Raw genomic sequence first — 24,116 nt, forward strand, 5'->3', positions numbered from 1 at the left:
ATAAAAATATTCTGACTGCTGTTTAATGCAGCAAATCACCCTGTTATTGTTAGTTTTTTCAGCGATTCAAACCCGAATTGCTGTAAAACCGGCAACAATTGCTGTGCAGACTCATCATTCCGCAGACAATAAGCAATGCATTCTTCTGCTGTAGAGTAATGTGGCTTCTCATTATTATTAATTAGCCATTGCACACGACGGGCAATTGCCGCTCCGGAATCAACCAACCGTGTGCCATCCGGTAACGCGGCTATCAATTCTTCCGCGATTAACGGGAAGTGAGTGCATCCCAGGACGATGGTGTCCGGCGGCTCTTTCATTTTCAGCCAGGGCGCCAGGATTTCCGCCAGTACATCAGCAGGCACAGCATCACCATGTAGTTTGCGCTCCGCCAGTTCAACCAGTTCCGCAGAACCTAATAATGTTACCTGACATTCAGAGGCAAAGCGGTCGATAAGCTCCCGTGTATACGCCCGTTTAACAGTCGCTCTTGTTGCCAGCAGCCCGACCACGCCATTGCGGGTCAGTTTTGCTGCCGGTTTCACGGCAGGAACCACACCGACAACCGGGATATCCGACATCGCCCGCAGTGCAGGCAGTGTAATGGTACTTGCGGTATTGCAGGCGATAACAATGACAGCCAGCGGATGTTGTTTTGCGACCTGCCGTACAATATTAATCACGCGTTCAACAATAAAGGCTTCGGTTTTTTCACCGTAAGGGAATGCTTCATTATCGAATGCATATATATAGTGGAGATCAGGAAGTAATTTTTTTACTTCCTGATAAACAGATAAGCCGCCCATGCCGGAGTCAAACAGCAGCACTGTCGGGCGGGCTTTCAGATCAGAAGTTGTAGCTTCCTGTGAGGAAGTATTCACGACCAGCGGTTCGGTAGCCATACGTCGTCTCGTAGTCTTTATCAAGCAGGTTAGCTACTTTACCACGAATTGTAAGATGGTCAGTGATCGGATATGCGGCAGTTATATCAAAAAGACTAACGCCACCCATTGATACTGATTTATATCCGTTTGCTGCAGGATCATATACACCATAATCTTTATCTGTACGCTGCCCGATATAGTGATAAGTTAGTCCCATATCAAATTCTTCTATATTCCAGTCCAGTTGGTACTTGAGTTGCTGTCTTGCTCTGCGATCCAGACGTTCATGCGTTTGTCCGTTTCTTGCATCAATATATTGATAAGAGAATGTATGGTGGAAAATCCACGTATCCATTTCTCCTGTCAGCTCAGTACCTTTTATGACGGCCTCACCGATATTATGGTTTTGCCACGGAGCATACGACTCGCTTTGGATTAATTCCTCAATATCATTACGGAAAGCGGTTGCCCGCCAGTTCAGGACACCAGTGTTTCCTTCAATTCCGCCTTCCCACTGTTTACTTTTCTCGGGTTTTAGATTGGGATTACTTCCCCACGCACTATAGAGTTGATTTAGTGTTGGCGCTTTGAATGCAGTTCCGTATCCGCCAATCAGACGATAGCCTTCTGCAAATTCCCAACCGATATTGGTTTGCCACGTAGAATTCCAGCCATAATCTGAATGATGATCAGATCGAACAGATGCCTCTGCGATAACCGGACCAATCCATTGCTGACCAGTTACGTATAGTCCGGTGTTATCAAAATAATCTTTATCTGCAGCTTCAAAATCACTGGAACCATCTTTCATTTTTTGCCGCAGCCAGTCAACACCACCGCTAACAGAACCATTTCCGACCTGAACATTATTTCCCCACTGAACATTATATTGTTCAGTATCAGTAAGACGACTTCCTTTACCATATTGTCCATACCGCGGGTCATAGTTGTAATCTTTAGTATGGTTAAAACTGTAATTCAGGAATGAAGAATAGATACCTTCGCTATACGAAATACCACCATCATATGTTCTGCTGTAAAGCTGACGGGTATCAACCAGTGCGCCGTCATATACAGCACTGTCATATGCTGTTCTGTTATCAAAACCGTAGGCTCTTGCATATACATCAAAGTTATCGTTTAGCTGATGTTTAACCCCCAACCAAAGTGACTTATTCATGAATCCGTCACGGTCAGGCTGAGGTACTCCGCCGGTATTACCATTAGCTTCAATATCAAAACCTTTTGTATAAAGATAACTTCCTGCCGCAGTGACCGTTGTTTTATCACCTATTTTTTGTTGTGTTGAAGCATCATATTCCTGATAACCATGAGATCCCATGGTTGCATTCAGTGTTGTACCTTCAGTTTTACGTTCAGTCAGAATATTAATCACTCCGCCGATAGCATCTGATCCATAAACAGCGGAGCGCGGACCTCTGATATATTCAATACTCTGCACCAGTGATAACGGGATTTGACTAATATCAGAACTACCGGATACGTTCGCCTGATTTAAACGGACACCATCAACTAAAATCATGACATGTCTGGCTTCTGTTCCCCGGATATACACTGAACTTAATTGTCCAATCCCCCCGCTCTGCGCCACATCTACCCCCGGCAATCTGCGCAGAACATCCACCACAGAATTTGACTGCCATTTGTCAATTTCTTCGCGGGTAACAACGGTGACAGGGGCTAATACAGAGGAAACCGGCTGCTGGAAGCGGTTTGCGGAAACAATTATTTGATCATCATTGGTGTTAGCTGAAACAGAAAAAGATAACGCAGAAAGAACGGCCAGTCCGGTGGCGGACAGCGCGCAAGGTAAAGTAATATTCATTTCCAAAGCACCCACATACATATAAAGAGGATGCCACCCATCAGCTTTGTAGCGTAAGCATAACGGACGACAAATCTTCGGCAGGTCTTCGGACTCAGGTGGGTATTATTACCCGCAACCACTTCCCGTCTTACGACAGTGTCATTTTGTTGCTATTACCATTACCGCTGCGCGCCAGTTCCGGAATTTCACCGGATTCCCTTTTCATTCTTATGAAGAAACCGAGTTATCATGCTACGATCACGCTTCTGACGCTGTCCATAACAAGGCTCCTGAAATGTCGGACAGAACACTTTAATTATTAAGACGCTAACATTTTTTGTGATCAGCAAACCGGGATTGATTCATGCAAAACACGTTACCCATTGAAAACTACAAAAAACAACTCGCAGAAAAGACAAGCCGTCTGCAAAACATGATGAGCCCTTTTCAGGCACCGGATGTGGACGTGTTTGCTTCCCCTGTATCTCACTACCGGATGCGGGCTGAATTCCGTATCTGGCACGAAGAGGATGACCTCTGGCATATCATGTTTGATCCGCAGACCAAACAGCGTATCCGCATTGATACCTTTCCGACAGCCAGCCATCTGATCAACGACATGATGCAGGCTATTTTGCCGTTAATAAAAGAGACACCTCTGCTGCGCCATAGACTTTTTCAGATTGATTATCTGTCGACGCGAAGCAATAAAATTATTGTCTCCATGCTCTATCACAAAAAGCTGGATGATAGCTGGACGGCAGCCGCAACAACACTGCGGGCACAATTACAAACGCTGGGGTTTGATATCCAACTGATTGGGCGGGCGTCAAAAACGAAAATCATGCTGGATAATGATTATGTGGATGAAGTGCTGCCGGTCGCAGGTAAAGAGATGATTTACCGCCAGGTCGAGAACAGCTTCACACAACCGAATGCTGCGGTAAATATCCATATGCTGGAGTGGGCGCTCTCTGCCACGCAAGGTTCACAGGGCGATTTACTGGAGCTTTACTGCGGCAACGGTAATTTCTCACTGGCACTGGCGCGCAACTTCCGTCGCGTACTGGCAACGGAAATTGCCAAGCCGTCCGTTGCGGCAGCGCAGTATAATATAGAAGCCAACCATATTGATAATGTGCAGATTATCCGGATGTCTGCGGAAGATTTCACACAAGCAATGCAGGGCGCGCGTGAATTTCACCGTCTCGCGGATATCGACCTGACATCCTACGAGTGCAATACGATTTTTGTTGATCCCCCGCGCAGCGGGCTGGATGAAGAAACCGTTAAATTGGTGCAGGGCTATGACCGCATTCTCTACATTTCCTGTAACCCGGAAACCTTATGTGAAAATCTGGAGACACTGAGTCAGACCCACAGAATTGAACGCCTCGCTCTGTTTGATCAATTTCCGTACACTCACCACATGGAAAGCGGCGTTTTATTGATCCGGCGCTGATCACTTGTTAATAGTCCTTCTAAAAAGTTCTTGATTTATGATCAAGAACTTTTTTAGTTTATATGTTTATTTCAACTATTCCCTGATCATATCTGGTCAGTTCTGTTTTTTTCTTTCTTTTTCCGTGTGATTCACTAAGCAGAGCATTAACCGGCGTAGTTTTCATCATAAAACTATATTTAAATTTTTATATATTCATTCAACTGACGCCCTCTATTTTTTCAACATTTCTGATACAAAAAATAACTCTGCCGCAATATATTAACAACCTGCCCAAACCAATTAAAGAAACCCGACCGGGTATATAAATATTTAACAATTTACTGTGAGCCGTTCCTGATATTAATTATTCCTTTGAATTTCAGGTCTTATTTTTATTTTCACTGACTTATACTCCGGGTAAAATAAACCCATCACTTAATCAAAAGGTATTTTTATGTCTCTGAAGAAAATAACGTTAATTTCAGCTGCTCTGTTATTCAGTAGTTTTCAGGCCAGCGCGCATAATATCTGGATTGAAAAAGCTGACGGCGCTGAATATGTTGTCCGCTTTGGTCACAATCCGACTGAAAAATATCCTGAGAATAAATTAAAACCTGTTCAGGCTGTTATGCAGGATGGTAAGACAGAAAGTATCAGTACTATATTTAAAGATGGCGAAGCGTACTTTGCCATGCCGGAAAATGCGTCAATTATATTATTAGGCTATGATAATGGCGTCTGGAGTAAATTAAAGAACGGACGCACTGTTGAAAAAAATAAAATTGAAGTACCGGATGCAGAATTCAGCAAAAATCCGATTAAATTCAGTAAAAATATTGTTAAGTGGGATAGTAATGCCACTAAAACGTTCAACACACCTTATGAGCTGGTTCCGATGACCAAACCGGTTGCCGGCGGGGAATTTGAAATCAAAGCACTGAAAGATGGTCAGCCGCTGGAAGGCATGAAGATTGCCAAAAGTGAAGAAGATCCGGGTGTATTAACCAATAAAGAGGGCCTCGCAAAATTCAAAGCTGAAAAAGGCGCAAACAAAGTGTATGCCGAATATAAACTGGATACACCGGATAATAAGGAATATGGATTCCAGCAGTTAGAATATGTCCTATCATTTGATGCAGAGTAATTAAACGTTATGAAGTCTATTTACTTATTTGCCGCTTTATTCATTAACGGGGTGCTGTTAGCAACAACAGCACAAGCTCACTCCATGCACGTTGTGGCACAATTAGAAGGTAATGTGATCAGCGGGCAATCCTATTATTCAGATATGTCACCGGCAAAAGATACTTATGTCGGCACCTATCTGAAAGGTCATCAGGATGATGAAATATCCGGTAAAACGGACGATAAAGGCTATTTCAAAATCGACGTACCCGCTACCGGTGAATATGTTTTATATGTTGAAGGGGATGAAGGTCATAAAGTTGAAACTGACGTTCCGGTTATTTCAGCAACCAGCAGCAGTGGTGATTCATCTTCCGGCTATATTCAGATCCGCCAGGATATTGATCAGTTAAAAAATAAAATTTATCTGCAAAATATTTTAGGCGGGGTTGGCTATATTGTGGGGATTTTTGGTGTGATTGCCTTCTTCCTTGCCCGTGAACTCACCAAACAGGCCGCTAAAGCCGCATAACAGGAGGACTAACATGCATTTATCAGAAGGCGTATTACATCTTCCTGTTCTTGCCGGTGCCGGTCTGGTTGCGGCGGCGGGTGTCGCCATCGGCATTCGTCAGCTGGATACTTCGCGCTTGTCTCTGGCGGCCTTGTTCGGCGCGGCTTTCTTTGTTGCCGGCACTATTCATGTGCCTATCGGGGTCAGTAGTGTGCATCTGATCTTAAACGGGCTGGCAGGACTGTTTCTCGGCTGGGCGGTATTTCCCGCCTTTCTTATCGCCCTGGCGCTGCAGGTGCTGTTTTTTTCCTTCGGCGGCTTCGCGGTGCTCGGCGTGAACCTGTGTAATATCTCGATTCCGGCGCTGCTGGTCTATTATCTGTTCCGCAACTCAATGCATCCGGGGCTGAGCCGGGGGCGTCTTATCTATATCGGGATCATGGCGGGTATGCTCGGAACTCTGGGGACTGTGTGTCTGACCTCCCTGGCACTGGTGCTGGACAGCGGAAAATCGTACATCGATCTGGTCTGGCTGCTGTTTATCGGGCACCTGCCTATTTTTGTGACAGACTCCCTGATAAGTGTCGGGATCCTGCTGGCGCTGGCAAAAATGCGTCCGGCATCACTGGCGGTCAATCAGACGGGTCAGCACAGCTATGGATAAGTGGCTTGCCCCGCACCGGCGTTTGCTTCTTGCTGTTCTCTGGGCATTTCTTCTCAGTGGCATCCGGCAGACCGACTGGCTGACAGCCGGTCTGTCTGGTGCCTTTGTGCTGTTTGTTATCTGCCGCCGCCATCAGTTAGGTCACTCATTGCTGACCGTTCTCAAGCTGAATATCTTTGTTTTATTCATCTGGCTGACGCTGCCGTGGAAAATCGAGAGTCAGGGAATTGTGCAATCTCCGGCAGGCATTTTTCTGGCGACGCAAATTACCCTGAAGATGAATGCGATTTTACTGTTTGTCTCCGCCATGCTGACCAACATGACAGATATAGACCTCGCTTGTGCGGTAAAACGCTATCCTCTGCCGGATAAGCTTATCAAACTGTTTATCCTGACAATCCGCTATATCGCGATTTTCAGTGAAACCAAACAACAAATTGAAACCGCCATGAAAGCCAGGGGATTCAAAAAAGGGATGAACAAACGGACATTTATGATGCTGTCCCAGTTAGTCGCCCTGCTGCTTATCAAAGCCATGCATAAAGCGGAAACGACAGAAATGGCACTGAAAGCCCGTGGTTTCTATGCGCGTCCATCTTCAATTACGACAAAAAGGTGTGTTAATGACTCCCCAAAGCCCGTTAGTTCAGGTCAGAAACCTTGTTGTCCGTCGCAACGCTGCGCCGATAATTCAGGATCTGAACTTTGACCTGAACGCCGGAGAACGATTGTTCCTGTGTGGTGATATCGGCAGCGGGAAATCCACCCTGTTACATACCCTGCTCGGCTTTATTCCGTTCAGTGGTGAAATCACTGTATTTGACCAGCGTCGTCAGTCAGAAGATGATTTTACAGAAATCCGCGGTCCGCTGGGATTATTGTTCCAGCATCCTGACGACCAGTTATTTGGTCCGGGCGTGCTGGATGATGTGATGTTCGGCCCGCTGAATATGGGTATGACGCAGGATGAAGCGCGCGAACGCGCCATCGCCTGCCTGGAAATGCTGGATATTATCCATCTGAAAGACCGGGCGGTGACGGAAATCTCCGGGGGTGAGAAGAACTTTACCGCGCTGGCAGGCGTACTTGCCATGTCACCGTCAGTATTGCTGCTGGATGAACCGACTAATGGTCTGAATGAGAAGAATATTCAGCGGCTGGAAAATATTCTCCGCGAACTGAATCTGCCGATGATTGTCGCCTCCCATAACAGGCAGTTTACTGAGTCAATGGCACACCGGGTAATCCCGTTTCCCTGCCGTCCCTGAAAACCTGATTCAGATAATAAAAAAGCCGATTAATATAAAATGATCGGCTTTTCTGTTTTCTTTGTTTTATCTTTTGTCAGCGACGGTTATTCCGTCACTTCATCCTGCCCGGTTTCACGGCGCAGTTTCATCGCCCGGTATAACCACAGTGCGATAATCACAATAAATACGGCAGAAAAATAATTTGATCCGGCTTCCGGATACTCCACCCGCAGTAATGCATTATAACTGAACAACCCTAAGAAAAACGTACCCGTCACCAATTTCGGCATGCCTTCAGGCAGCATCTGGTTAAGGTAGCGCTGATGGAAGCAATACACAGCCAGGCAAAGTGCAATGACCGGAAAAATCGAAAATTGAACCAATGAATTAAATAAAACTGAAAATGTACCGTGTACGGTAAGCCCGACAATAAACGCGAGCAATAAAGTTCCTTTGTCACGGCGGTACTGTTCCTTCATAGCATTCTCCCTGGTAGTGTTAAGTTAAAGGGCTGTCATCAGTGTCATCTGTTTTCTCTTGTTGGCGGCGATACCAGTAATACGCGCCACGGGCAATCATCCGCAGTTGTAATACCAGCCGTACTTCCAGATGCGCACGCTTGTCAAAATCAATATCCAGTGCTTCCGCACCGGCACTGAAGACGATGGTTACCATCGACTCCGCCTGTAGTTCCGTAAACTGACGTGGCATTTTGCTTTCCATTTCCAGATAGTCTGCCAGTTCAGCAATAAAATGCTGGATTTCCCGTGCAACAGCCGCACGAAACTCCGCAGATGTGCCGGATCGTTCACGTAATAGTAACCTGAAAGCGTTGGGGTTATTACCGATAAACTCCATAAATGTTGCAACTGATGTCCGGATCACACTCCCGCCTTTTGCGATACGCTGACGTGCCTGGCGCATCAGTTGGCGCAGCATCAGCCCGCTTTCATCGACCATCGTCAGACCCAGTTCATCCACATCTTTGAAATGACGGTAAAATGAGGTCGGTGCGATCCCGGCCTCACGGGCGACTTCGCGTAAGCTCAGACTGGTGAAGCTGCGTTCTGCACTGAGCTGACTGAAGGCAGCTTCAATCAAAGCCCGGCGGGTTTTTTCTTTTTGTTTTGCTCTTACACCAATCACGTTACTCACAGAATTTTGGCTCTCAATTAATTCAGACAGATCAATATAGCAAACTTAGTGTTATTTACAGTGATGATTAGTTGATGGCGACACAATTTCTTATGAAAAAATTCTTCAAACTGTGATGCATCAACCTTACATAATGTAGGCTGATTTATCTTCTGATGTTAAGATGATGTTATTAACTTATGTATAAACAGGTTATTTCTTATATGCAACAGAACCAGTTTGACGCAATTGTCATCGGCTCCGGTCCGGGCGGCGAAGGTGTGGCTATGGGGCTTGTAAAACAGGGAAAACGCGTTGCCGTTGTTGAGCGTTACAACAATGTCGGCGGCGGTTGCACCCATTGGGGCACCATCCCTTCCAAGGCACTGCGCCACGCAGTCAGCCGTATTATCGAATTTAACCAGAATCCGCTGTACAGTGATAACTCCCGGATTCTGAAATCCTCTTTTTCTGAGATTCTGGCACACGCCGGACGCGTGATAACCCAGCAAACCGGGATGCGCCGCGGCTTTTATGAGCGCAACGGCTGCACCATGTTCTACGGTGAAGCTGCATTTACAGACACCGGTGATATCCGTGTCCGTTATGCAGACGGCAGCAGTGATATTCTCAGCGCAACTCACACTATTATCGCCACCGGCTCCAGACCTTACTGCCCGCCGGATGTGGATTTTAATCACCCCCGTATCTATAACAGTGACACTATTCTCTCCCTGACACATGAGCCGCGCCATGTCATTATTTATGGCGCCGGTGTGATTGGCTGCGAATATGCCTCTGTTTTTCGCGGGTTAAGTGTAAAAGTAGATTTAATCAACACCCGTGACCGCTTGCTGGCGTTTCTTGACCAGGAGATGTCAGACGCACTGACTTATCATTTCTGGAACAATGGCGTGGTTATCCGCCAGAACGAGGAATATGAGCGGATTGAAGGTACGGACGATGGTGTGATTGTTCACTTCCGCTCCGGCAAAAAAGTAAAAGCAGACTGCCTGCTCTATGCTAACGGACGAACCGGTAATACGGATGGTCTGGGGCTTGAGCATGTCGGGATCAGTGCCGACAGTCGCGGGCTTATCAGTGTTAATGATACCTATCAGACCAGTAATCCGGCGGTTTATGCGGTCGGGGATGTGATCGGCTATCCGAGCCTTGCTTCTGCGGCGTATGATCAGGGGCGGATTGCTGCCCGTGCTATCACCCATGATGGTGATGCACCACTGCATCTGATTGAAGATATCCCGACCGGTATTTACACCATTCCGGAAATCAGTTCTGTCGGTAAAACCGAGCAGCAACTGACTGCAATGAAAATTCCGTATGAAGTGGGACGGGCGCAGTTCAAACATCTGGCACGGGCACAAATTGCCGGTCTGGATGTCGGCAGCCTGAAAATATTGTTCCACCGCGATACCCGCCAGATCCTCGGTATTCACTGCTTCGGTGAGCGGGCGGCAGAAATTATCCATATTGGTCAGGCAATTATGGAACAGAAAGGGGAAGGTAATACGCTCGATTATTTCGTGAATACCACCTTTAATTACCCGACCATGGCAGAAGCTTACCGTGTTGCCGCCCTTAACGGACTGAACCGGTTATTTTAAACCGGCGGTTCCTGTTGATAATACGCACACATTTTTGCACGGATCGCTTCTGCCAGTTGGCTGTACCGGCTGCGCAGCGGCGAACCGGGACGATAAACCAGAATCACTTCACGGAAAGGCTCCGGTTCAGAGCAGGAGAGATAGCACACACCGTCGCGTTTATGCTCCGGCGGAATAGCCAGATCCGGCAGTAAGGTGATCCCGCTGCCCGCCGCAACCATATTACGCAGCGTTTCCATGCTCGTTGCCCGGAAATGGGTATCTTCTTTCGCCCCCGCCTGGAAACAGAACCCCATCGCCTGATCACGCAGACAGTGTCCGTCTTCCAGCATCAGCAATTTTTCACCCGCCAGCTCATGCATTTCCACGTCCTGGCGCGCAGCCCACGGATGATCATCATAAACCGCCAGTTTCATCGGCTCATTAAACAGCGGCTCTTCAATAAACGCGCCGGTTTCTTTCACCCTTGCCAGGATCGCGCAATCCAGCTTTCCGCTGTCCAGTTGCGCCAGCAACTGTTGCGTTTGTGCTTCATGAAGATACATTTCAAGTTTCGGCCAGAGCCGGTGCAGCTCAGGGATAATATGCGGCAGCAGATACGGCGCAATGGTCGGAATCAGCCCGATATGCAGCGGACCTGCCATACTTTCACCCTGAAGTGATGCCATCTCTTCCAGGATTTTCACTTCACGCAGAATGGTCCGGGCCTGATCCACCAGCAACATTCCCTGCTGGGTAAACAAGACTTTACGGCTGGTTCGCTCCAGCAGCATCACACCCAGCTCATCTTCCAGTTTTCTAATCTGTCCGCTCAGTGTCGGCTGACTGACGTGACATGCATCAGCTGCGCGGCGGAAGTGATTATGCTCTGAAAGTGCAACCAGATATTCCAAATCCCGGATATTCATGCCTGTCTCTCCGTCTGCGATTAATAGATAAAATCAATTGATATCCATCATAACGCAACTAAATGGTTAGTCGAGCCTAAATCGCAGTGTCCACTTCCCCTTATCTGAAACAGTCCTGATTAGAATTTTCCAGCTGCTTCCGGTAAATCTCAGGCGGAAGATTATGCAGGCTTTCATGTGTCCGGTTCCGGTTGTAATCCTGCATCCGGAACCCGGCCATTTCTTTAACCTGACTCAGTGATTCAAATAAATACGCATTTAAAAATTCACGACGGAATGATCCGTTAAAACGCTCAATAAACCCGTTTTGTTGTGGTTTTCCCGGCTGAATATAATTCAGTGCCACTCCATTTTCTGTACAAAACTAAATCAGTTTATCCGATATAAATTCCGGTCAATTATCCACCCGGATATATTCCGGTAATGAGGTATCAACTTCAATGGCCAGGCACTCACGTGTACTTTCATCAATAATATTCAATGTTCTAAATCTCTTGCCGCAATACAGGCTGTCGTTCATAAAATCCATCGCCCAACGTTCATTAATCTGTGTTGCTGTAATCAGCGGTTTTCTTTCCCGCTCAGGCAATTTTTTCTTTACCCTGCGTTTCAGGTTTAAGCCCAGCCGGCAATATACCCGATAAACCCGTTTATGATTAAAGCGATGTTTTTTTGCCGTATCCGGTGAAAACATTTCCGGAAGCCGGCCTGTGGTGATAATTCCAGTTCGGCATAAATCGCTTCAATAACAGGGGCGTCCTTTATTTTCCAGTCAGTGTTTGTCCGGTAAAAAGAGGTTCCGGGCAATGAAACTAACCGACAGGCGGTTATGACCGATAAGCCTGCCTGAGTTAATTCCTGAGCGCAGGTCTTTTTCCCAGTCATCACCAGCCCTTTTTTGCGAAAAGCTCCTTCATAGCATGATTTTCCAGACTAACTTCCGCAAACAACCGTTTAAGCCTGGTATTTTCATCCTCAAGTTCTTTAAGCCTTTTAATATCAGCCGCTTCCATACCGCCATATTTTGATTTCCAGTTGTAATATGTGGCGTTACTGCTCCCGTTTTGGCGACAGATTTCGTCAACCTTCATACCAGAGTCAGCCAGCTTTAAAATACTGACGATCTGCGATTCGGTAAAACGTGCTTTTTTCATCATGACCTCTGCTGTTTTCAGGGCAGAAAATCTAATTATAGTTGTTCCATTTTAGGGAAAGTGGACAAACGCCAGTGGAAGCATTGCTTGATGGAAAGCGCATCTGGATTTAAACTAGATGTAATCTGACAGGCACCTGTGTATAAATAACCGGTAACTGGCAAATCACGTCTGAGCTAATACAATTAATATCTTGTAGTTCCGTCCAATAATTTTTGGCAAATTTTGCTTTCACGAATAATTATATCTCGTGTCGTCTGAAAAAATTTTGGTTCACCCTGACTCCATTGCATCAATAAATTATGCATTTTTTTTAAATCTTTTTCTCGTGCACACTTATTGAAGTGAAACAGCAATCTCATTCTGGCGTTATTTAGTCTGCTACAATTTAAATTTAAAACCTCTATTGTTTTACTAACGATGCTTAGTGTTTCAGCAGCAGGCTTACCATCTATACTAATACGATTGCAATATGATTCATTAGGTAGCAATTTGCCTGTACCTTTCTCAAAAACAAATAAATTGTGTGCGTTTGGAAGGGTGAGGGGAAAGAGAATTTTCCCTGTCCAGTCTTTGTCATTGACTCTCTTTTTATCTTCATAATGAGATTTATATGAATCACAACTAAGGTTCACTGGTAATTCATAATCATCACCTTCATTTGTGCCACCAAGACATACAGCTAAGAGATTAGACCATTCTAAATGCCAGTTAATACCACCTGGGAGAGAACCAGATTTGGATTTGAAATGTTCCACTTTTATTTCATGTTCATTTTTACGTTCTAAATCTATCTCACAATACGCACAAAGGTACATTTGATCATTGCAAATGTGTTGCTTGAGCCTCTTATACAACACGCCTTGTTCATGATTCCTAAAGTCATCCCAAGTTCCATTTTGATTCTGAGCTTTGAAATTGGTAAAAAATTGATCCTCCAAAGTTTTATTGATCCTTTTCAAAGTCATCCTCCCAAATTCTTTTTTCAATTTCAAGCTTTAACTCTACTAAGGTTTCATCATCCGGACCAAAGTGTTGGGATAAAGTAGCACCTAGCTTTCTTGTGTCATCGTTAGCATATTTTTCTGAATATACTAAATCTTTATATTCTTGTAAGAGCTTGGTGTACCTATCTTCTGGCGGCCTTTGGGCAACCTCAAACAAATTCTCCAATACCCAAGAAGATATTGCCCCTCTAACCCCTTTCGGTGCCTTAAATTTTTGGCCATTCTTTAATAACCATATATTTTGGCTATCAATAGTATGACAAACCTGAGGACTGTGAGTTGTAACTATAAACTGAATGTTTTTAAAAGTTTTCTCAAGTCGTGGAATAATATTTTGCTGCCATGACGGGTGTAAGTGCAGGTCTATTTCATCAATTAACACAATACCAGTGCCATTCAACGGAATGACACTATTAGGGTTTAACAGTGTCAATCTACGGGCAATATCTGAAATTAGTGCTAAAATAGATTTTTCACCTTGCGATAATTGCAGAACACTTAAAGAAATATTATCTTTATCCACAATCAGATCAAGAGGAGCTCTTTGAAGCTTGAGGTTACTAAATCCAGGTAGGAAAGAATAAATTGCATCTTCAACAGTATGTAATGTTTTACTATTGATTGAATAATAGCTATTTAATTTCTCCTTTAAAACCTTTAAAGTATTGTTATGATCTTCTAGCAACTTTTTAGTAGTCTGAGAATCCTTATTTTCTGTCAGAAGAGCTTTTAATAATGGATTATCTAAGTCCTTTTCTTTAGCACGAATTTCTGCTCTTAATGCTGTTACATCAGCATTATCAGAATTTTCAATTTCTATTAATTCTTTAAACCATCTAAAGAATAATTTAAAATCAGCCTTTCCTGTCAGGCTCTTATTATATGCTTTAAATTTATCCCAGATTTGAGCTTCTTTAATTTCTTCTGAATTCTCAATATCTTTAGTTGAAACATCATTAGCTCTTTCAACTGTATACATTGCAATTAAAGGAAATGAAGTATTTAGATTTATTGAATTGGCTGTTTTGAAAATATTACCTAACTCATTAATCCCGCTATAGTTACTTTTTACGCTATCCTCATAACCAGGTTCTGTCATAGCTATGGTCATAGGGAAACGTACTCCCATATAGTCGTAATTTATTACGATCGAAGCATAGTTTTGACCTTTTTTTAATTCATGCTTTTCGATACCATCGCCATTATGTGAGCGAGTAGATAGTCTTGAGGAGAGATGTGTCATTCCCTTCTGAATTGCATCGAGAATCGTCGACTTTCCACAGCCATTATTCCCTACTAAAATTGTAGAGTTTTTTTTCATGGAAAAATTCATTATAAGGGACTCAAACCCTTTATAGTTTTCCAAACGAATATCAACAACTCTCAGTTGACCACCTTCTAGCTGTTTTGCTGATAATTCTTTAAAGTAATTAGACATTTTTTCATCTGGCTCAACTCCGTACTCATTTGAGTCAAATATCTTATAAAGCTGATAAGAAGTAGCAAAATCACCATTTTCCGATTTTTTAATTAATTTAGTTATTCTACTCGGTAAGTTCTGTTCCATTTTATCCTCCTTCAGAATATTTCTTGATAGACTCAATTGTTGATTTTCCATATTTTTTTTCAAGTCTTTCAATGAAAGTTGGCTCAATATTATAAGCAAAACCGATTAAGCCTCTAAGGTGATTAATATCAACACTAGAAAGCTTGCCTTCTTTAAACTTGAAGACTAAAGAAGTAATGTATCTTTTTCTTTCCCTTCCTATTGATAACTTATTATTATTAGTTAAAGTCACTCCGGTAACATGACGGTTATGAGCTTTTGATGAATATACAATTTTATTATTGTTAATTATAATCCGTGTGCCAAAAAAACGACGCAGGGTTGATTTTACCTTTTGATGTGCCAATCCTAAAATATCTCTTTCATTTGTTGAGAAAGTTAAATCATCAGCATATCTTGAATAATTTATTTTATTTGATAAGCAAAAATAGCTTATCTCTTCATCGAAGCTACTCATAACAATATTCGATATAAAAGGAGAGCTTGGTGCTCCTACACTTAAAACTAATGCACCATTTTTTCTTTTTGTCCTATTCCAAAAACAAAATTGTTTTAATAAATTTTTATTGTCCTCTGAAATATCTAAATGTTGTCTAGCTAATTCCTTGAATAAAAACTCTGGTGTTATTTTATTAAAGAAATTAACCAAGTCCAGCTTTAATAAATAAACTGATTTTTGATGTATCTTAGCGTTATTTAATATATTCTTCCCATCAATATACGCTGTGGCTGCATCGTGAATATGAGCATGTTGTTTGAGTATTTCAATTATATCCCTTTGTATTGCTTTTACTCGTGATGTAGGTTGAGCTATGATACGATGGCCAACTGTACGCTTTGGGATTTTATATACTTTGTAGTGCGTCGCTGGTCTTGATTTTAAAAGTGCGTCAAAATCAGGATAAGCTTTTTTAAGTGTCGTTCCAATGTCGATGCTCATTACCAGCTTGTTCCGTTTACCAGTCAGTAACTAGTACCTCGGGATGAACAAGGGCCATTACTTCCCTGTTCATCCCGAGGTCTAGGCTCTTTACTTGTAGCCGCGGAACAAACTTTTTGATCCGCAACCTACTGGATTGCGGCTCAAAAAGTTTGTTCCGCAACTGTAAATGTAATCAATAAATTAGAGTTTGGCGCAACGCCCAACTAGATTTAACCAGTCATAGGATAAATCCATAATACGCTAAAGAGCATTGGTACTTTACACTTTCTTCCGAGAAATTTCAATTAATCTATTAAAAAGATACCACCGAGAATAACCTTTAGAAACAATAGGTTGATCTTTGAGTTACCAAATACCATGCAGCTAAACTTATTACTTGCTTTTGCTTTGTTGCGCTAAGTTAGATAATTGTTATTGCCACAATTCTGCCACACCTACAACACGCAAAACTGCACATTAATTTGAATAAAGCAAAACACTGTAACAGTAACCTAATGATTTTACGAAAAAAAATGGTTCTACAATAGGAGTCGAACCTACGATCTTCCCGCTACCTATATAAAATAAGCCGATGGTGATAAACAAAAATACCCGAATCACATAATGTGATTCGGGCACAAAAGCAGAAATTACACTAATCCTAAGCGGATTTTTGCCTCACTGACGGCAGCGGCAACTTGTGCCTGTGATACACCGCCTTTTGCACAGCGCTTCGCCAGACAGGATTGCAGCGACAGGATGTCATACACATCCAGCTCAATCGCCGGGCTGTATTTTTGCAGCTCCGAAAGCGGCATCTCTTCCAGTGCCAGACCTTTTGCTATCGCGCCAACCACCACCTCACCAACAATATGGTGCGCCTCACGGAACGGAATATCTTTTGCGACCAGGTAATCAGCCAGTTCGGTGGAATTTGCATAGCCCTGTTTGGCGGCTTCTTCGCAGCGCGGGCGTTTTACCTGAATATCTTCCAGCACTAATGCTGCCATATGCAGACAATCCAGCCAGGTGTCGAGTGCATCAAACAACCCTTCTTTGTCTTCCTGCATATCTTTGTTATAGGCCAGCGGCAAGCCTTTCAGCGTCATCATCATGCCGCTCAGTGCGCCCTGCACCCGTCCGCATTTACCACGGATAAGCTCAAGAGCATCCGGGTTCTTTTTCTGCGGCATCAGGGAAGAGCCGGATGTCACGCGATCAGATAACTCAATAAATGCCGCTTCGCCGCTGTTGAAGAAAATCATATCTTCCGCAAAACGGGAAAGGTGCACCATACTGATGGCGGCATCACTCAGCAATTCCAGCACATGATCGCGATCAGACACACTGTCGAGACTGTTACGTGTCGCACCGGCGAAACCCAGCCAGTCCGCAAGCTGATCACGATCGATGGCATACGCCGTTCCTGCCAATGCGCCGGAGCCGAGCGGGCTATAATCAAACCGCGCCAGTGCATCGCGCACACGGCTTTCATCCCGCGCCAGCATTTCGCTGTACGCCAGGCACCAGTGCGCAAATGTGACCGGCTGCGCGCGCTGTAAATGGGTGTAACCCGGCATTACGGCATCCTGGTTCTGTTCAGCAGTCAGCACCAGCGCCTGCTGAAATTCCTGTAATGCCGCTAAAATCTGTCCGACGGCTGCTTTGCACCACAGTTTTAAATCGGTTGCGACCTGGTCATTACGGCTGCGCCCGGTATGGAGTTTTTTACCCAAATCGCCGACTTTGCCGATAAGTTTACCTTCCACCCAGCTGTGGATATCTTCCGCATCACTGCTGAGAATGACACGGGGATCCGCCTGCACTTCTGCCAGCAGCTCATTCAGTGCCTGCTCCAGCGCCGCCTGTTCCTGTACTGTCAGTACATTGACTGTCACCAGTGCTTTCGACCACGCGACCGAGCCGGTGATATCCTGCTCCGCCAGACGATAATCGAATCTCAGTGAGTCGTTGAATTGTTTGAACCGTTGATCGGCTTCCTGACTGAAACGTCCGCCCCAGAGTGCCATACTCTTTCCCTTTCATTTTTTGATATACCCTTATTCATTCAAACTGCAGGTTCGTTGGCTGCGCTCAACCTGCCGGGTCACATAGTTTACCTATGCTCCCCGGCGGTCGGAGCTTGCCGCCTTCCTGCATCTTGAGTGACGTTGGGTATAAACTATACGGATAGAAAAATATTGCCTGCACGTCCCTGTGCATAAAATCCCTGTTTTTACTGATTATTTCTGTTCTTTCAGCGCGCGGATCCGTGAGGAAAGCGAGTACAGACGGATAAAGCCGCCCGCGTGGCTGTGGTCATAAACCTCATCTTCGCCGAATGTCGCAAACTCTTCTGAGTAAAGACTGTTCGCCGATTGCTTCTGAATCGCCGTGACCTGACCTTTATACAGTTTCAGTACCACTTCGCCGCTGACATCTGCCGCCAGCGAATCTGCTGCCGCCTGGATGGAGTGACGCAGCGGTGCAAACCAGCGTCCGTCATACACCACATAAGACATTTCCAGACCTATCTGCTGACGCCATTTGAAACAGTCACGGTCGAGGATAATTTCTTCCAGCCCGCGCAGTGCAGCCATCATAATGGTGCCCCCCGGGGTTTCATAACAACCACGGGATTTCATGCCCACCAGACGGTTTTCGATAATATCGATACGCCCGATACCGTGTTTCGCGCCCAGTGTATTCAGTGCATCCAGACAGTTAAACGGCGACAGCGCTTTGCCGTTCACGCCGGTCACTTCGCCCGCTTTGATGGTCACAGTCACCAGTTCCGGCTGATCCGGAGCATCCTGTGCATCAACTGTCCACACCCAGCAATCTTTATTTGAGACATTCCACGGGCTTTCCAGTACGCCGCCTTCAGTGGAAATGTGCCAGGCATTCTCATCACGGCTGTAAATTTTTTCCAGTGACGCGGTGGTCGGAATATTGCGGACTTTCAGATAATCCAGCAGTGCTTCGCGGGAACGCAGATCCCACTCACGCCATGGCGCAACCACTTTCAGTTGTGGTGCCAGTGCGGTGTAAGTGCCTTCAAAACGCACCTGATCATTACCTTTACCGGTCGCACCATGAGCAAGCGCATCTGCACCTAATTTCAGCGCAAGCTCTACCTGCGCTTTGGCGATAATCGGACGCGCCATAGACGTACCCAGCAGATATTTCCCTTCATACAGCGCGCCGCTTTTCAGCACCGGATAAACATAATCTTTGATAAATTCTTCACGCAGATCCGCCACATAACAAGATGATGCGCCGGAGGCGAGCGCCTTTTCTTCCACGCCTTCCAGGTCTTCCGCGCTCTGACCGATATTGGCGACAAATGCCACCACTTCACAGTCATCGTAATGCTCTTTCAGCCACGGAATAATGGCTGATGTATCCAGACCGCCGGAATAAGCCAGTACGATTTTTTTAATGCCTGTTTTCTTTGCCTCTGCCATAACCCTGTCCTTTCGATAAATGTTATCCGCCGCAGCGGAATGATCCTGCAAATCTGCCGATAATCCGATTACGCGGAGATCCGCGTGCCGATGGCTTCGCCATCGAATAATTTGTGCAGTTGGTCTGCATGCCGCCAGGAGGCGATATCAACCGGATGCCCCAGTGTTTCTGCGGCTTCCAGTGCAGCATTCACTTTGACAATCATGCCGTCCGTGATAATGCCGTCATCAATAAGTTTCTGTGCGTGCTCACCATCCAGCGCGTTAATTTTCTGTCCTTTGCCATCAAGAATGCCGCTGACATCAGAAAGCAGCACTAAATCTGCCCCGAGGGTTTTTGCGATAGCGGTCGCCGCCTGGTCTGCATTCACATTCATCAGCCGCCCGTCATCTGTGATCCCGATAGAGCTGATGATTGGCAGGAAGCCTCCGCTCAGCAAGGTATTGAGTAAAACAGGATTACCCGGTTGCGCCAGCCCGACATGTCCGAGCTCATCATTCAGTTGTGTGACACTGACACTCTGACCATCCCCGAGACATAACCCGACGCCGTTGAGCTGATAACGGGTTGCCCACGCCAGCAGGGTTTTGTTTGCCGTGCCCGCCAGCGCGCCGCAGATGATATCTATCTGATCAGCCGGGGTAACACGCAGCCCCTGTTTTTTCACCACCGGTAACTGTAATTTCGCCATCAGCTCATCCACCACACAGCCGCCGCCGTGCACAATGACAAGTGCGCGGTCATGTGATGCGCGGTATGCCGCCAGTGCGGTAAACAAACGCCCGAGGGCTTCTTCGCTGTCCAGTAACACGCCGCCTAACTTGATGACTAAGGGTTCCATTTTCATTTTCCGTCAGATAAATGTTTGATAAATGCTGTCAGTTCACTGTGGCAGCAAAGACAGTGTTTCATTAAAGCCAAAACGAATATTCATGCACTGGACCGCTTGTGCCGCGGCACCTTTAAGCAGGTTATCTTCCGTACCCACCACAATCAAATGCTCACCCTGCACAGCAAAGCCCAGATCACAAAATGGCTGTCCGACCACGCCTTTCAGTGCCGGAACGCCCTTGTCATACAGACGTACTAACGGCTTATCGTCATACGCCTGATGGAACGCCTCACTTATCTGTGCCGCCGTCACACCGCTTTTCAACTTACAGGTGATGGTTGCCAGAATTCCCCGTTTAAAGTTGCCGAGATGCGGGGTGAAAATAACCTGAGTACCCAGATGTGCGGCAATTTCCGGCTGATGACGATGCGTAAATAATCCGTATGGTTGCAGACTCACTTCACAGAAATTACTGCCTAATGCCGCTTTCCGTCCTGCACCACTGACACCGCTGGTGGCATTAATCACCGGCCACTGAGTGAGATCTAACAGTTTGTTTTCCAGCAGCGGTTTCAGGGCTAACTGAGAGACGGTCGGATAACACCCCGGTACCGCAATCAGCTCCGCCGTACGGATTTTGTCACCTGCCCACTCCGCCAGCCCGTACACCGCCTGCGCTAATAACGCGGTATGTTTGTGTTCGAATCCGTAGTATTGTGGATAAAAATCATCCTGCTGAACACGGTAAGCACCTGAAAGATCAAATACCACACATCCGGCGGCCAGGAAGACGGGCACAAGGTCATGACTGACTTCATGTGCGGTTGCCAGAAAAACCACATCGGCTTTTTGTGCCGCCGCCTGCGGGTCAGTTAACGGCTCAAGAGGTAAATCCACCAAACCTTTGAGCTGCGGATGTAAATCCGAAAAACATTTACCGGCATCCGCACTGTTGGCAGAAACCATCAGGCCGGTCAGTTCCGTCTGCGGGTGGCGTTGGATATACGCGGCAAGCTCTGCGCCGGTGTATCCGCTGGCCCCGATAATCAGTGTTTTCAACATAAGTCATCTTCACCTTGTACCTGAAACACAAACAATGTATTTTTATTCACATAAACTGCATGAATATTGATACTATCATGGATAAAGGCTGTCAACAGTGAATATTAAATTACCTGCATTTATTGAGATTTATCGTCAACTGATTGCTGCACCTTCCATCAGTTCGACGGAAGCAGAAACGGATCAAAGCAACGAGACAGTTATTAATTTATTAGCCGCCTGGTTTGAAACCCTGGGCTTCGATGTTGAAGTTCAGCCGGTGCCGGAAACCCGGGGGAAATTCAATCTGTTAGCCAGCCTGGGTGATGGTGACGGCGGATTATTACTGTGTGGTCATACCGATACTGTGCCGTTTGATGAAGGGCGCTGGAGTAAAGATCCCTTCACGCTGACTGAGCAGGACAACAAGCTCTACGGGTTGGGCACCGCGGATATGAAAGGGTTTTTCGCGTTTATCCTTGATGCGGTGCGTGATATTAACGTGCGTGATTTACAGCATCCTCTGTATATCCTCGCGACCGCAGATGAAGAGACAACAATGGCCGGTGCGCGCTATTTTGCGGCAAATGCGGCTATCCGTCCGTCTTTCGCCATTATCGGCGAGCCGACCTCGCTGCAACCGGTGCGGGCGCACAAAGGGCATCTTTCCAATGCTATCCGCATTACCGGACAGTCAGGTCACTCCAGTGATCCCTCTCGCGGCGTGAATGCAATTGAGCTGATGAATGAGTCAATCACGCATCTGATGGGTCTGCGTAATCAGCTGAAAGAAAAATTTAATAACCCGGCATTTGTCATTCCGTATCCGACCATGAATTTTGGTCATATTCACGGTGGTGATGCGGCAAACAGGATCTGTGGCTGCTGTGAGTTGCACATGGATATCCGTCCGCTGCCGGGTATGACGCTCAGTGATATTGATGAGATGCTGAATGCAACACTTGAACCGGTGAAACAGCGCTGGCCGGGGCGCCTGGCTATTGAGGCACTGCATGAACCAATCCCGGGCTATGCCTGCCCGACGGATCATAAAATGGTCGGGGTGATTGAAAGCTTGCTCGGAGAAAAAGCACAGACAGTGAATTATTGTACCGAAGCGCCGTTTATTCAGGATCTCTGCCCGACACTGGTGCTCGGTCCCGGGTCAATTGAGCAGGCGCATCAGCCTGATGAATTTCTCGACACCCGTTTTATTGAGCCAACCCGCGAATTGCTGACCCAACTCGTCACCCATTTCTGCCTGAAAACGGCTGAGTAATCTTCTCTGCGGACAGCGCTGCCTGTCCGCCCCTTTATCCCATTATGAATTTTCTTCATCATCTTATTGCGAAAACCTCACCCGCACTGTGTCAATTAGTGGTTGACGTTTAACCAATTCATCCCTTAATCTACGTCCAGACGTCTAAACGTATAGACATTCAAATAATCGCGTACCGGAACATATATCCAACATCATTCAAGATGCAGCCAACGAACCTGCAGTTTGAATGAATAAGAGTATATTCACCACGGACGGATGACAGCGGGGGCAGAGATGAGTTTTTTACACGTTGACCAGCACGAGGCACTGAACCAAAACCTGGCGGAATTAGCCGGCCGCGTGGAAGTATCTTTTGAGTTTTTCCCCCCGGGCACACCGGAAATGGAAAACACACTGTGGCAATCTATTGAGCGCCTCAGTGTTCTGAAACCTAAATTTGTCTCTGTGACTTACGGGGCAAATTCCGGCGAGCGCGACCGCACACACTCTGTGATTAAAGGGATCAAAGAAAAAACCGGGCTGATTGCCGTGCCGCATCTGACCTGTATTGATGCCACCCGCGATGAACTGAAAACCATCGCAAAAGATTACTGGGATAACGGCATCCGCCATATTGTGGCACTGCGCGGCGATTTGCCGGATAACAGCTGCAAACCGGATATGTATGCCGCCGACCTGGTCAGTTTGTTAAAATCAGTCGCCGATTTTGATATTTCCGTCGCCGCTTACCCGGAAGTGCATCCGGAAGCGCGCAGCGCGCAGGCAGACTTGATTAATCTCAAAAAGAAAATCGATGCCGGGGCAGACCGCGCTATCACGCAATTTTTCTTTGATGTCAGCACTTATCTGCGCTTTCGCGACCGCTGTGCCGCCGCAGGGATTGATGTGGAAATTGTTCCGGGTATCCTGCCGGTGTCCAATTTCAAACAGTTACAACGTTTTGCCGGTATGACCAACGTGCGCATCCCGGGCTGGCTCGGTAACATGTTTGAAGGGCTGGATGATGATCCGGAGTCCCGCAAGCTGGTCGGCGCATCGGTTGCAATGGAGATGGTGAAGATTCTCAGCCGCGAAGGCGTGAAAGATTTCCATTTTTACACCCTGAACCGCGCTGAGCTGACTTATGCAATCTGCCACACTTTAGGTGTCCGCCCCGCTGTAGCCTGTGTGGCATAAAAAAATCATTCACATCGCGAATAATTATAGCGATATCATTGGGTAACTAAGGATATCGTTAAGTTATTTTGTATAGTTGGTTTTTATTTCACCGGTTCGACTCAAACATCTGACTATCATCACCACTACAGCATATCTTACTGATTATCCGACTCAAGGCGCATTTACGTAAAATCACCTATTCACCTTCCTGCCAAACAAACTGAAAATACGCAGTCATTTCATAAGAAAATTTGTCGTATTTCACTTTCTCTCCGTGTGACGGGCTCCGCCGCACAACATCCGCAGGTC

General features: G+C 45.9%; 21 protein-coding genes, 1 pseudogene and 1 riboswitch. Of the genes and pseudogenes, 9 read left to right on the forward strand and 13 right to left on the reverse strand.

The features are described from left to right. Positions 1 to 35 precede the first annotated feature (35 nt). Together murI and btuB are read right to left on the reverse strand one after the other, a co-directional pair. Positions 36 to 902 (reverse strand): glutamate racemase, encoded by an 867-nt coding sequence (gene murI / locus ACMHKJ_RS13030; RefSeq protein WP_413494513.1) that lies wholly within the window; start codon positions 900 to 902, stop codon positions 36 to 38. Next, positions 847 to 2,730 carry a TonB-dependent vitamin B12 receptor BtuB gene (gene btuB / locus ACMHKJ_RS13035; RefSeq protein WP_413494515.1) on the reverse strand — a complete coding sequence of 628 codons (1,884 nt, stop codon included), beginning with the start codon at positions 2,728 to 2,730 and terminating at the stop codon, positions 847 to 849. The genes murI and btuB overlap by 56 nt, the downstream gene beginning before the upstream one ends. 62 nt (positions 2,731 to 2,792) lie before the next feature. Further along, positions 2,793 to 2,971: riboswitch (cobalamin riboswitch) on the reverse strand. A 105-nt stretch (positions 2,972 to 3,076) separates the two neighbouring features. On the opposite strand from btuB, the gene trmA reads away from it, so the two are divergent. From trmA to ACMHKJ_RS13065, 6 genes are all read left to right on the forward strand, one after another. Continuing rightward, on the forward strand, positions 3,077 to 4,174 hold the full coding sequence (trmA, locus tag ACMHKJ_RS13040; protein ID WP_413494517.1) for a tRNA (uridine(54)-C5)-methyltransferase TrmA: 1,098 nt from the start codon (positions 3,077 to 3,079) through the stop codon (positions 4,172 to 4,174). Between the two features lie 436 nt (positions 4,175 to 4,610). Continuing rightward, entirely contained in the window at positions 4,611 to 5,300 is a 690-nt protein-coding gene (locus ACMHKJ_RS13045) for a DUF4198 domain-containing protein (protein WP_413494519.1), read from the forward strand. A 9-nt stretch (positions 5,301 to 5,309) separates the two neighbouring features. After that, positions 5,310 to 5,813: an Additional component NikL of nickel ECF transporter gene (locus tag ACMHKJ_RS13050; RefSeq protein ID WP_413494521.1), complete on the forward strand. Its 504-nt coding sequence runs from the start codon at positions 5,310 to 5,312 to the stop codon at positions 5,811 to 5,813. Positions 5,814 to 5,826: 13 nt separating this feature from the next. Next, positions 5,827 to 6,459: a cobalt transporter CbiM gene (gene cbiM, locus ACMHKJ_RS13055; RefSeq protein ID WP_413494523.1), complete on the forward strand. Its 633-nt coding sequence runs from the start codon at positions 5,827 to 5,829 to the stop codon at positions 6,457 to 6,459. Next, positions 6,452 to 7,168 (forward strand): energy-coupling factor transporter transmembrane component T family protein, encoded by a 717-nt coding sequence (locus ACMHKJ_RS13060; protein ID WP_413494525.1) that lies wholly within the window; start codon positions 6,452 to 6,454, stop codon positions 7,166 to 7,168. Before cbiM ends, ACMHKJ_RS13060 begins: the two co-directional genes overlap by 8 nt. Next, a complete protein-coding gene (locus ACMHKJ_RS13065) occupies positions 7,083 to 7,727 on the forward strand; it encodes an energy-coupling factor ABC transporter ATP-binding protein (RefSeq protein WP_413494526.1) in 645 nt (214 codons plus the stop codon). Before ACMHKJ_RS13060 ends, ACMHKJ_RS13065 begins: the two co-directional genes overlap by 86 nt. 86 nt (positions 7,728 to 7,813) lie before the next feature. On the opposite strand, the gene ACMHKJ_RS13070 is transcribed toward ACMHKJ_RS13065, so the two are convergent. Beyond that, positions 7,814 to 8,188: a YijD family membrane protein gene (locus ACMHKJ_RS13070; RefSeq protein WP_413494528.1), complete on the reverse strand. Its 375-nt coding sequence runs from the start codon at positions 8,186 to 8,188 to the stop codon at positions 7,814 to 7,816. Between the two features lie 19 nt (positions 8,189 to 8,207). After that, the gene (gene fabR, locus ACMHKJ_RS13075) at positions 8,208 to 8,864 is read right to left on the reverse strand and encodes an HTH-type transcriptional repressor FabR (protein WP_067369287.1); all 657 of its coding nucleotides are present in this window, start codon (positions 8,862 to 8,864) and stop codon (positions 8,208 to 8,210) included. Positions 8,865 to 9,067: 203 nt separating this feature from the next. Between fabR and sthA the strand changes: the two genes are divergently transcribed. Beyond that, complete coding sequence (gene sthA, locus ACMHKJ_RS13080) at positions 9,068 to 10,468, forward strand: Si-specific NAD(P)(+) transhydrogenase (RefSeq protein WP_413494530.1); 1,401 nt, start codon at positions 9,068 to 9,070, stop codon at positions 10,466 to 10,468. Here the strand turns inward: sthA and oxyR are convergent. The 9 genes and pseudogenes from oxyR to argC all read right to left on the reverse strand — a co-directional run bounded on the left by oxyR (position 10,465) and on the right by argC (position 21,388). Beyond that, a complete protein-coding gene (gene oxyR / locus ACMHKJ_RS13085; RefSeq protein ID WP_067369284.1) occupies positions 10,465 to 11,376 on the reverse strand; it encodes a DNA-binding transcriptional regulator OxyR in 912 nt (303 codons plus the stop codon). The genes sthA and oxyR overlap by 4 nt on opposite strands. 100 nt (positions 11,377 to 11,476) lie before the next feature. After that, a pseudogene (locus ACMHKJ_RS13090) lies at positions 11,477 to 12,530 on the reverse strand (IS3 family transposase). A 185-nt stretch (positions 12,531 to 12,715) separates the two neighbouring features. Further along, entirely contained in the window at positions 12,716 to 13,471 is a 756-nt protein-coding gene (locus ACMHKJ_RS13095) for a retron system putative HNH endonuclease (protein ID WP_413494532.1), read from the reverse strand. Positions 13,472 to 13,475: 4 nt separating this feature from the next. Continuing rightward, on the reverse strand, positions 13,476 to 15,104 hold the full coding sequence (ptuA, locus tag ACMHKJ_RS13100) for a retron Ec78 anti-phage system effector ATPase PtuA (RefSeq protein ID WP_413494534.1): 1,629 nt from the start codon (positions 15,102 to 15,104) through the stop codon (positions 13,476 to 13,478). Between the two features lies 1 nt (position 15,105). After that, positions 15,106 to 16,044, reverse strand: a complete 939-nt coding sequence (locus tag ACMHKJ_RS13105) for a retron St85 family RNA-directed DNA polymerase (protein WP_413494535.1) — start codon at positions 16,042 to 16,044, stop codon at positions 15,106 to 15,108. Between the two features lie 632 nt (positions 16,045 to 16,676). Further along, entirely contained in the window at positions 16,677 to 18,056 is a 1,380-nt protein-coding gene (gene argH, locus ACMHKJ_RS13110) for an argininosuccinate lyase (RefSeq protein WP_413494537.1), read from the reverse strand. A 213-nt stretch (positions 18,057 to 18,269) separates the two neighbouring features. Continuing rightward, positions 18,270 to 19,493, reverse strand: a complete 1,224-nt coding sequence (locus ACMHKJ_RS13115; RefSeq protein ID WP_413494539.1) for an argininosuccinate synthase — start codon at positions 19,491 to 19,493, stop codon at positions 18,270 to 18,272. Positions 19,494 to 19,561: 68 nt separating this feature from the next. Beyond that, positions 19,562 to 20,335: an acetylglutamate kinase gene (gene argB / locus ACMHKJ_RS13120; RefSeq protein WP_413494541.1), complete on the reverse strand. Its 774-nt coding sequence runs from the start codon at positions 20,333 to 20,335 to the stop codon at positions 19,562 to 19,564. A gap of 42 nt (positions 20,336 to 20,377) precedes the next feature. Continuing rightward, positions 20,378 to 21,388, reverse strand: a complete 1,011-nt coding sequence (argC, locus tag ACMHKJ_RS13125; protein WP_413494543.1) for an N-acetyl-gamma-glutamyl-phosphate reductase — start codon at positions 21,386 to 21,388, stop codon at positions 20,378 to 20,380. 97 nt (positions 21,389 to 21,485) lie between these two features. Between argC and argE the strand changes: the two genes are divergently transcribed. Together argE and metF are read left to right on the forward strand one after the other, a co-directional pair. Next, positions 21,486 to 22,646, forward strand: coding sequence for an acetylornithine deacetylase (gene argE / locus ACMHKJ_RS13130; protein WP_413494545.1), 1,161 nt, complete (start codon positions 21,486 to 21,488; stop codon positions 22,644 to 22,646). 276 nt (positions 22,647 to 22,922) lie between these two features. Beyond that, entirely contained in the window at positions 22,923 to 23,825 is a 903-nt protein-coding gene (metF, locus tag ACMHKJ_RS13135; protein WP_413494547.1) for a methylenetetrahydrofolate reductase, read from the forward strand. Positions 23,826 to 24,116: the final 291 nt, after the last annotated feature.

The organism is Morganella psychrotolerans (genome assembly GCF_965118875.1).
GTDB lineage: Bacteria > Pseudomonadota > Gammaproteobacteria > Enterobacterales > Enterobacteriaceae > Morganella > Morganella psychrotolerans_C.

Excerpts from the sequence above, each read along its gene's own strand:
- ACMHKJ_RS13050 (WP_413494521.1), top strand. The coding sequence starts at position 5,310 with ATGAAGTCTATTTACTTATTTGCCGCTTTATTCATTAACGGGGTGCTG.
- oxyR (WP_067369284.1), bottom strand. The coding sequence starts at position 11,376 with ATGAATATCCGGGATTTGGAATATCTGGTTGCACTTTCAGAGCATAAT.
- ptuA (WP_413494534.1), bottom strand. The coding sequence starts at position 15,104 with ATGGAACAGAACTTACCGAGTAGAATAACTAAATTAATTAAAAAATCG.
- metF (WP_413494547.1), top strand. The coding sequence starts at position 22,923 with ATGAGTTTTTTACACGTTGACCAGCACGAGGCACTGAACCAAAACCTG.
- ACMHKJ_RS13115 (WP_413494539.1), bottom strand. The coding sequence starts at position 19,493 with ATGGCAGAGGCAAAGAAAACAGGCATTAAAAAAATCGTACTGGCTTAT.
- cbiM (WP_413494523.1), top strand. The coding sequence starts at position 5,827 with ATGCATTTATCAGAAGGCGTATTACATCTTCCTGTTCTTGCCGGTGCC.
- argH (WP_413494537.1), bottom strand. The coding sequence starts at position 18,056 with ATGGCACTCTGGGGCGGACGTTTCAGTCAGGAAGCCGATCAACGGTTC.
- ACMHKJ_RS13060 (WP_413494525.1), top strand. The coding sequence starts at position 6,452 with ATGGATAAGTGGCTTGCCCCGCACCGGCGTTTGCTTCTTGCTGTTCTC.
- sthA (WP_413494530.1), top strand. The coding sequence starts at position 9,068 with ATGCAACAGAACCAGTTTGACGCAATTGTCATCGGCTCCGGTCCGGGC.
- ACMHKJ_RS13105 (WP_413494535.1), bottom strand. The coding sequence starts at position 16,044 with ATGAGCATCGACATTGGAACGACACTTAAAAAAGCTTATCCTGATTTT.
- argC (WP_413494543.1), bottom strand. The coding sequence starts at position 21,388 with ATGTTGAAAACACTGATTATCGGGGCCAGCGGATACACCGGCGCAGAG.
- ACMHKJ_RS13045 (WP_413494519.1), top strand. The coding sequence starts at position 4,611 with ATGTCTCTGAAGAAAATAACGTTAATTTCAGCTGCTCTGTTATTCAGT.
- ACMHKJ_RS13070 (WP_413494528.1), bottom strand. The coding sequence starts at position 8,188 with ATGAAGGAACAGTACCGCCGTGACAAAGGAACTTTATTGCTCGCGTTT.
- ACMHKJ_RS13065 (WP_413494526.1), top strand. The coding sequence starts at position 7,083 with ATGACTCCCCAAAGCCCGTTAGTTCAGGTCAGAAACCTTGTTGTCCGT.
- argB (WP_413494541.1), bottom strand. The coding sequence starts at position 20,335 with ATGGAACCCTTAGTCATCAAGTTAGGCGGCGTGTTACTGGACAGCGAA.
- btuB (WP_413494515.1), bottom strand. The coding sequence starts at position 2,730 with ATGAATATTACTTTACCTTGCGCGCTGTCCGCCACCGGACTGGCCGTT.
- murI (WP_413494513.1), bottom strand. The coding sequence starts at position 902 with ATGGCTACCGAACCGCTGGTCGTGAATACTTCCTCACAGGAAGCTACA.
- trmA (WP_413494517.1), top strand. The coding sequence starts at position 3,077 with ATGCAAAACACGTTACCCATTGAAAACTACAAAAAACAACTCGCAGAA.